The sequence below is a fragment of the Streptomyces sp. SID5910 genome, assembly GCF_009862125.1.
Classification (GTDB): Bacteria; Actinomycetota; Actinomycetes; order Streptomycetales; family Streptomycetaceae; genus Streptomyces.
In genome coordinates this window covers 1-8,526 of record NZ_WWHX01000087.1, presented here as the reverse complement: position 1 = coordinate 8,526, position 8,526 = coordinate 1, and the positions used below count along the sequence as shown (strand labels likewise).

At 70.2% G+C, this 8,526-nt stretch carries 7 protein-coding genes; 1 reads left to right on the top strand and 6 read right to left on the bottom strand.

Annotation, left to right across the window (positions count from 1 at the left end; translation table 11 throughout):
* Nucleotides 1–217 precede the first annotated feature (217 nt).
* From fxlM to GTW67_RS03375, 6 genes are all read right to left on the bottom strand, one after another.
* On the bottom strand, nt 218–1,414 hold the full coding sequence (gene fxlM, locus GTW67_RS03400; RefSeq protein ID WP_161163300.1) for a methyltransferase, FxLD system: 1,197 nt from the start codon (nt 1,412–1,414) through the stop codon (nt 218–220).
* A gap of 13 nt (nt 1,415–1,427) precedes the next feature.
* Nucleotides 1,428–2,555 carry a lanthionine synthetase LanC family protein gene (locus GTW67_RS03395; RefSeq protein ID WP_161163299.1) on the bottom strand — a complete coding sequence of 376 codons (1,128 nt, stop codon included), beginning with the start codon at nt 2,553–2,555 and terminating at the stop codon, nt 1,428–1,430.
* Complete coding sequence (locus GTW67_RS03390) at nt 2,552–5,542, bottom strand: lantibiotic dehydratase (protein WP_161163298.1); 2,991 nt, start codon at nt 5,540–5,542, stop codon at nt 2,552–2,554. Before GTW67_RS03390 ends, GTW67_RS03395 begins: the two co-directional genes overlap by 4 nt.
* Before the next feature lie 475 nt (nt 5,543–6,017).
* A complete protein-coding gene (locus GTW67_RS03385; protein ID WP_237518634.1) occupies nt 6,018–6,515 on the bottom strand; it encodes an ATP-binding protein in 498 nt (165 codons plus the stop codon).
* A 42-nt stretch (nt 6,516–6,557) separates the two neighbouring features.
* Entirely contained in the window at nt 6,558–6,998 is a 441-nt protein-coding gene (locus GTW67_RS03380; protein ID WP_161163296.1) for a DUF6302 family protein, read from the bottom strand.
* Complete coding sequence (locus GTW67_RS03375) at nt 6,986–7,303, bottom strand: hypothetical protein (RefSeq protein ID WP_161163295.1); 318 nt, start codon at nt 7,301–7,303, stop codon at nt 6,986–6,988. Before GTW67_RS03375 ends, GTW67_RS03380 begins: the two co-directional genes overlap by 13 nt.
* 282 nt (nt 7,304–7,585) lie before the next feature.
* Between GTW67_RS03375 and GTW67_RS03370 the strand changes: the two genes are divergently transcribed.
* A partial coding sequence (locus GTW67_RS03370; protein ID WP_161163294.1) for a DNA-binding protein occupies nt 7,586–8,526 on the top strand: 941 nt, incomplete at its 3' end.

The window sequence follows — 8,526 nt, the reverse complement described above, 5'->3', positions numbered from 1 at the left end:
GTACCTGCTCCCCGCACCCGCGGGGATGGTCCTTCCGCGCCCCACACCTCCACGGCAAGCTCACGCTGCTCCCCGCACCCGCGGGGATGGTCCCAAGGCGGCGGGCCGCACCGTCGTGCGGGCCCTCTGCTCCCCGCATCCGCGGGGATCGCCCTCGCATGGGGGTCCGCTCGGGCGGCGTCTGCCTTCGGGTAGGTGGGGCGCCGTTCGGGCTGGTTCAGTAGGTCAGCGTGATGTGGCTCTCCGGTTTGGTGATCACGTGGTCGGGTGCGGGCCCGGTCGTGGGAGGGGTGATGGTCATTTGCGGTACCGCCCTGCGGGCGGCGCCCCACGCGTCGATGTGTGTGATGAGGGACTGGGCCAGTTCCTTGCTGCGTGGTCCGTATGCGGCCGTGCCGAGGCGGAACGGGCGCTGTGGGTCGGCGTCTTCGCGGGTCACGGTCAGGTAGGCGAGTGAGTCGTCCTCGACCAGGGCGGGGCTGCGGCTTGGTGTGGCGGGCCTGTGGATCAGGTGCTGTTCCGCGGCTTCCGGGGTGACTTCGAGGCGGCATACGCGGTCGTCGTCGGCCGTTGCGCGCAGCCAGATCCCATCGAATGACTCCTCGCCGCCGATCCGCTGGGCGGAGAGGAAGGCGCCGGCCGGTTCGTCCGACAGCAGGATGCCGGTGAGTGCGTCGGTGTCGATGGCCTGGTCCTGGTCGTAGTGGAGGCGGATCGTGTCGGCGGCGTTGAGAGCGGCCGTCCTCTCGCCGTTCTGTCCGATGACCGGAACGAAGCCGCACAGCTCCATGCCGTCGGAGACCAGCTCGTCCCCTCGGCGGGTCAGGGCGACCGATCGGGTCTGTCCGCGCCACCGCAGGGGCAGTACGAGGCGCCCGCCGTCGACCAACTGGTCCCACCAGGCGGCCGGGATGTCCCAGATGCCCACCGTGGCGATGATCCGGTCGTACGGCGCGTTCTCGTGGACGCCGAGCAGACCGTTGTGCTCGATGACCGTGACGCCCTCGTAGCCGGTCGTGTTGAGGGTGGTCCGGGCGTGCAGGGCGACGTCGGAGTCGATGTCGACCGTGGTGACCCTGCCGCCGCCGACGAGTTCGGCCAGAAGGGCGGCGTTGTATCCGGTACCGGCGCCGATCTCGAGGACGTTGTCGCCGAGGCGGGCGCCGAGCTGGCCGAGCATCATGGCGACGACGGACGGCACCGATGCGCAGGACAGGGGGAGGGGCTGGCCGGGGTTGTCCTTGATGGTCACGGCTTGGTCCGTGTACGCGTTTTCCAGCTCGATGCCCGGCAGGAACGCGTCCCGGGGCACCGTCCTCATGGCTCGCTCCACGTCGGAGGGGATCTCCCGTGTGCTGAGGATGTCGTCGACGAGTCGGTTGCGGAGTTGGTCGGCCGTGGGGGTCTGACTCACAGTCGTTTCGCTTTCAGTTGAGGAGTAGACACGATTCCCACCTCGAGTCATCGGGGTGGGTGGCGGTGAGGGTGTGCACCGTGAGGAGGACGCCGGCGTCGCCGGTGAGCAGACCTGCGCTCTCGGTTGTCCGGTGCCGGGCACGGGGGAGCAGTGCGGGCAGTGCGTGGGCGAGATCGGGGAGCGCGGCGTCGGAGGCGATCCGATCGGCGGCCAGGAGCAGGCCCGCCCACCCGTGGCAGACAGACGAATCGGTGATCTGGCAGGTCTGCCGGGAGTCGGTCACGGCCTGGAACGCCGTGTGTTCGGCGAGGCGGCGGGCCGCATCGTCGTGCAGGGCGAGCGAGGCCAGTTGCAGGGCGCGCGCGATGCCGGGGGCGCCGTAGCACCACGAGGGGCGGCCGGGTGCCGCTCCTGGCTCGGGACCTTTCCGGTAGGCGTCCAAGGGCAGGAACTCGGGCCAGCCGATGCTGCCGTTGTCGCAGGGCTGTGCCCAGGAGGTGAGATGAGCGATGCCCTCGGCCAGGGCGTCGTCCTGCCCGTCGACGGTGTGGCCGACGCGGCGGGCGAGGGCGAGGAGGGCGAGCGGTCCGGTGACGCCGTGCGCGATGCCGAAGTTCGCGTGGCCGTGCGCAAACCGTCCGGTGCCGATCGCGTCGCGCGGGTCGGTCGCTGCCCACCATCCGGGGACCTGGTGGCCGTCGACGGTGAGAGGCTCGGTGATCAGCCGCACCAGGTAGCGCAGCACGCGGTCGAGGACGTTGTGGTGGCCACGGTGGAGGAGATACGCGCCCAGTCCCGTGAGGCCACTGATCAAGTCGTACTCCCGCAGGCGAGGCGGACGTCCGCCGGCCATGCGACGATGCGCGGCGTCCAGGCGGTCCGCGACGATCGCGACCGTCTCGGCGTCGAGTTCGGCGAGGGAGCGCGTGTAGGCCCGGTGCCCCGCGACGTGCAGGACGTATGCGACCGCGGGCGCCCCTCGGTAGAGGTTCGCGTGTGTCCGGTGAGCGGTGATGGGACGGGAGCTGATCGCCTTCGCCGCGGCGTGTGCCGCCGTCCAGTCGCTTTGACCGCGGGCGATCACCATCTCGTACAGGGCGTTCCCCGTGAGGCCTCCGCCGAGGTCGTCGTGGTTCACGTCGTCCTCCTCAATACCAAGGACCGGCATGCCTGCCGTGCCGCGTGGCGGGATACGGCCTCACTGTCCCGGTCGGGCCCGATCAGCCGGTTGTGGTGCATGTGGAGCAGAGATTCGAGGGCCTGCTCCAGACGGCCCGCGTCGGTCTGTGACCGGTACGCCCCCAGTGCTGCCCGACGCTGGGCGATGGCCCGGGCGAGGCGGGGCGTCGAGTTCAGAAGGGGGGCGGCCCTCACCTGGTCGACGGTCTGGGATGTGACGTCGGGGCGTCCGATGCCGCGGGCCGGAGCCTGTGCCGTCCAGGACCGGCCTTCGTGCGTGCCGAGGAAGCCCTCCGCCATGTCGACCATGTTCAGGGCGCAGACCGCTTCCCTCTCCAGGGCGGGCACGTCGGTGAGAGCGTAGCGAGCCACGAGGCTGTCGGCGACGAACACCTCTTCGGCCGCGTCCATGGCAGCCCCGGTGCCGTAGCGGCCGGTCTCGGGTCGGTAGCCGTCCAGGACGAGCCCGGAGGCGAGCCGGTCTTCGGTGAGCCGCTTCGTCCAGTCGGAGAGGGCGCGCAGGGTGGCCCCGCCGCTGTCCCGCCCGCCGGTCGGCACGCGGATTCGGAGATGGTCGGTCTCCTGCAGGGACTTGTAGCGCACGAACCATGCCTGGGAGGTCCCGAGTGCGTCGAGCAAGCGCGGCAGCCGCAGTGTCAGGATCTCGTCCATGGCGGTGGGGTGCGTGAACACCTTCGCCTGAGTCCACCCTTGTTCGGTGTCTCCTGGGTGCGCCAGATCCTGGTTGGTCACCACGGGGGCGCGGGTCAGATCCGGGTGCGGCGCCTGCGGGCGGGTCGTGGCGAGCGAGACGGTGATCTCGTGGGCATGGCCCAGCCAGCCGAATTCCTCGTCAGGCACGGCCTCGGCGAGCACCGCGTACTCGTTGCGGCGAAGGTGCTGATGGATGAGGCGTGCGTGGAGGGGTTCGGTCCGGTCCACGTTCATACTGCGGTCGTCGTCGAACAGTTGCACCCGGGCGGGACATCGCCAGGTGGCTGCCCATGTGCTCAGGGCCTTGTGCCAGGTCGGCCCGAACGGGCCGGAGGGCAGATCCGCGGTGGACAGCTTCCACTGTGCCGGGGCCAGTACGGTGCGTCGATGCCGGACACGCGGCAGGTAGGGGAGTGCGGATGCGAGCGGCCCCCAGTCGAACGCGGTCCACGCCGTAGCGAAGCCGCGCCCCAGCTGGGCCAGGAACCGGACCAGAGGAGGAGCCTGCTTCTCCAGAGCCAGTGGGTGCAGGACGTGCGGCTCGACGATGCGCCGCCGAGACACGCTGACGAGATGCAGATGCCGGCCGGTGGAGAACAGGGCGAGATCGTCGACATCGATGAGACCGTCCGCTGCCGTCCGGGTCTCGCCCACGGGAATGACGTACGGCAGCAGGGCGGGGATGCGCGAAACGTTCTGGGCGTGCGGGAAGCCAGGCATGAAGGAGAGCTGTGCGGGCAGCGCTCCTCGGGTCATGGTGGGCAGTGTCCGGTACAGGTCTGACAGCGGGCGTCCCAGCAGGGAGGCGAAGCGGCCGGACAGGACGCCGGCCGTCCACGCCGGTCGCAGGTCGAGCGTGAAGTCTCCGCTGCTCACTGCTTCCCTGTTGACGGCTCGGATCCTGAAACCGACCTCCACGTGCGGTGCCGTCGGGCCCTCCTCGCTTCCGGCGAGATCGTCGATGTCCTGCTCGGTGAGGACGATCTCGTGGTCCCTGGTCATGGCCGTGCGCATGGCCCGTGCTGCCAGTCGTTCATCACGAGGCAGCACCCTGAGCGGTGCCTCGCCCCATACCGACATCGGGTAGCCGGCGGGCAACCCGATGCCCGCAGCCAGGTCGGCGGCGTCACGGACCGGAACCAGGACCCCGGAGCCGTAACGCTCCCAGAAATGCGTCTGATAGGCGGCCCATGCAGGCGACTCCCCCTGAGCGCGGGTCAGGCGTACGAGTGCGTGCGCGGCGTGCTCCACCTCGTCCAGGACCTGGTGAGGCACGGAAACCCGGGCGTCGACGCACAGATCGAGGCTGATCCTGCTGCGGCAGTCGGCTGCCTGTATCTCCCGCATTCCCTTGTCGGCCATGGCGCGCAGCCCGGGGGTCACCTCGGATTCAACCCGATGGTGCAGGGCGAGGGCCTGTCTCGTTTCCTCCAGGCGATCGATGATCCGGACCGTGTCCGGCTCAAGCACGGCCATGTGCGGCCGCAGTATGCCCACGATGTGCCGGGCGGGATCCTCGACGGTCATGGGAGCAGCAAGATCGCTGGTCAGATACTCGTCCTCCAGGGCCTGCCCGATCAGGCGGGCAGCCTGCTCGGGCGTGCCGCCCGCCCCGGTCAACGCCTCGATGAGGCGGCGGCCCGAGGTCGGTGCGGCTCCCGCTCTCAAGAGGACGGCCAGGGGGCGGGTCACCGGCGCGCTCGCCAGGCGTCCGCCCGGCCGGGGTGTGCAGACGGTGTCGCCACGCTGGAACGAGAGGCTGTTGACCTGGATGGTCAGGTGCGGAAGCACGTCGGAGCGACGCTGCAACGTACGACGCACGTGGTCCACCCACAGGGTGTCGGGCCGTGCTACGGCCCGGTGGCCGGTGCCGAGGTCCGCGGACGCCGGTCCGACGTCGGCGAGGGCCACACCGGCGAAGAGACCGAAGGGCGTTGCTCGGGACGAGGCCCGCAGAAGGTAGCCGGCTACGGACAGGGTGGCGCTCCGGACCCGCCTGTGCGGGACTTCGCCGCCGTCCAGAATCCTCTCGACGAAGTCGGCCAGCCGCGGGGACGCAGCGCGCAGCGGAACGACAAAGGCGTCGTCGGACCACACGCGGGCGAGCCACTCGCGGCACTCGTCGAGCGATTCGCCGTCGGGCCAGTCGTCCGGACGAGCCTGCACAGGGAGAACAGCGGCGCGCAGCACCAGGATGTCGCCGTGCCGACGGAAGGTGGGACGAGTCATCATCGGTGATTCCTCGGTGAGAGGTGCGGCGGTGCGGGCGCGCGGGAGGCACGCCCGCACCGCCGCAGGGGGCGTGCGTGTCAGCTGGACGCGCAGGAGGAGGCGCAGGTCTTGGCGCAACCGTCACCCGTGCCGCAGGCCTCGACGATCGGGGTCGGAGCCCGGGTGATGGTCGTGTCCAGCTCCCACTCTTCGGCGGGCAGGGGCTCGGCAACGACTGTGGCCGGCTGTGGAGGCTGATAGGTCGGAATCGGCACTGATGCTCCTCGGTGGTCGGTCCGCCCTGGAAGGGGGCGGGGGGTCTCAGGACCCCAGGCGCGGGCTGCCGAGCCGTGTCACGCGGGTGCAGCCTGCGACTGGGGCACTGCTCGGGCAGGAGCTGGTGCCGGACCCGCTGCCCTACGGCATACGGGCTGCCGGCAGGACGTCGCGTGGTGTGGACCGGGCCGGCAGTGCGTCGGCCCGGGATCCGGCGGCGCTATTGCCGGTGCTCGGCGGGTACACGAAGGGTGCACCAGGTCGTCGCACCGTCCTCGCTGGTGCCCCAGACACCGCCGCCCTGCTCGGCCAGGGCCTCGATGAGTCCGAGCCCGCGCCCTGTCTCGGCCTCGTCGTCGACCTTTCTGTGCTCCGCTCGACACGGCATGCCGTCGATGACCGTGATGCGGAGGCATCCGTCCTGGACGGCGAGGTTCAGCGTGATCTCCGTCGTCCCGCTGTGCAGCAGGGCGTTCGTCAGTAGCTCGGAGGAAATGAGCAGGGCATCGCCGATCAACGCGTCGAGCCCGTGGTGCCTGAGCTTTGCGGCGGTGATCCGACGGAGGACGCCCACCTGCGCCGCATCCTGCGGGAGGGGCGGGCAGCCACCGTGGCGAGGGGCCACCGCGATCCGCTCGTTCATCACTTCCCCGTCGACAAGCAGGGCTGTGCGACGCGTCGATACTGGTGTCGTCGTGCCGGCAGGTCCGCGTGGCATGGGAAGACTCCTTGATCCTTGAAAGTGCACGCCCGGCCCGTCTCAGTGGGGGCCGCGACGAGCCGTCGGCGAGGTCGTGGCGACGGGGGACGGGCTGGGCCCGGGGTCGGGTTCCGTGAGGCCGTAGAAGGTCAGGCGCTCGTTCTCGTCGAGCCACGCGGCCGGAGGACGTTCCCCCCACTCGACGGCGTACGACGCACACGGTGTGCACTGCCACGTGATGCGCGCGCCGGGGAAGCCGTGGAGGGGCGCCAGGACGTCACGGACGGCCAGTGCGACGGAGAGGCTGTCGGTACCGAACCAGCCGCCGCGCCTGGTCCCGCCGACCGGCACGGCGAGGAGGGGCATGCGGAACACGCGGAGGGCGATGCTCCGCGACAGGAGTCCGGCATCCAAACGGGTCCGGAAGTAGTCGAAGTCGTACGCCTCGGCCGGGGGCATGACGGCGATGTCGGGCTCAGCCCGCGCTGTCAGGCCGGGCACGGCGTCGCCGTCTCGGACCGCTTCTCTCCCATGACGTGGGCCAGAACCGCGAGTTGGCCCAGTGCTTCCGCGGTTTCGCGGAAGCGCCCGCCGAGGGCCGGGATGTCGTCCTCGGCCGGGTGGGCTTCGTCGTCGAAGACCGCGGCCCCTTCATCGAACGCCCGGTCGACCGGAAGACCGCCCCGGAGCAGGGCGAGGATGCGCTCCAGGTCCTCCTCGCGCTGCGTCCAGCACGGAACGGGCGGAAGGAGGTGGACGGGCGGTGGAGGGGGCGGAACTTTCGCGGTGGTCAGGGTGGTCGCCATGGGACGGTTCCCTTCGAGAGGTGGGAGAGGGACGGCCGACTGTGCTCGGACGTGTACTTTCAGTGAGGAGCGGCGATCATCGTTCACCCGCTGCACGTGGCTCCGCCATGGCTTGGACCGTGGCTCCCGTGGCTCTTACGGGTGACACTCCTGGCCTCGGGATAGCTTTGAAGTGGCTTCCGCACGAGGTGTGTTGCCGCCGGACGGAAAGCCGGGGTCCCCTTCAACGGAAGGGATCCATCCGCAGGCCGTGAAGTGCGGCTCCGCAGACTTGGGGGCGGGATGAGAAGCGAACCGAGGACACTGCTCGCCAAGCTGTGTGACCGGGACAAGCTCACCTACCGCCGGTTCGACAAGAAGTTCAACGAGACCGGCGTTCGCCTCTTCGGGAACAGCCCCAACAACCCGACGTGCGGAGAGACGCAGTTCCGGCGCTGGACCGGCGGCAAACTCACCGGGTTACCGGGGCCGGAGACCTGCCGGGTGCTGGAGGCCATGTGGCCCGAGTACACGGCAGCGAAACTGTTCGCGGCACCGTCGGCGGACGATCCCCAGGTACCCGCGTTCGACCTGGAAGAGCGAGTTCAGATGACCGCACGTGAAGCCCACGACGGCGCCGACGCGACCGCCGCGGCGTCCATCTCCGACAACACCATCGACGAACTCCGGGACCAGGTGGTGAGTCTCGCCCGGCGCTACCACGGCCTGCCAGCCGCAAGTGCCTACGAAGCGGCCGACACCCTGCGCCGCGATATCGAGCGCCACCGGGACCGTACACAGGTTCCGTTCCAGCAGCAGACCCTGATGATCCTCAACGGGCAGACGACCGCACTACTCGCGGTCGCGGCGTTCGACCTGGGCTACTTCCCCAGCGCCCGCACCCTGGCCCGCACCACGGCCGTCTACGGGGAGAGCACGCGCTTCGCACCCCTGCAGGCCTACGCCGACGGCACCCTGGCCTACATCGCCTACCACTCGGGCGAGCCGAACGAGGCCCTGTCGAAGGCCCGGCGAGCACTGACGTACGGCGGTCTCGGCGATGTCGCCCAACGGCGCCTGAACGCCATCGCCGCTCGCGCGTACGCCCACCTCGGCGACGTCACATCCGCACGTCGTACGATCCGGCTCGCCCAGGACGGGGGCCAGGACGCGCGGGACGAACTGCACGACGGGGTGGGCGGCGAGTTCGGCTTCTCCGAGGAGCGCCTGGCCATGTCCAACAA

Excerpts from the sequence above, each read along its gene's own strand:
- GTW67_RS03390 (WP_161163298.1), bottom strand. The coding sequence starts at position 5,542 with ATGATGACTCGTCCCACCTTCCGTCGGCACGGCGACATCCTGGTGCTG.
- GTW67_RS03385 (WP_237518634.1), bottom strand. The coding sequence starts at position 6,515 with ATGCCACGCGGACCTGCCGGCACGACGACACCAGTATCGACGCGTCGC.
- GTW67_RS03375 (WP_161163295.1), bottom strand. The coding sequence starts at position 7,303 with ATGGCGACCACCCTGACCACCGCGAAAGTTCCGCCCCCTCCACCGCCC.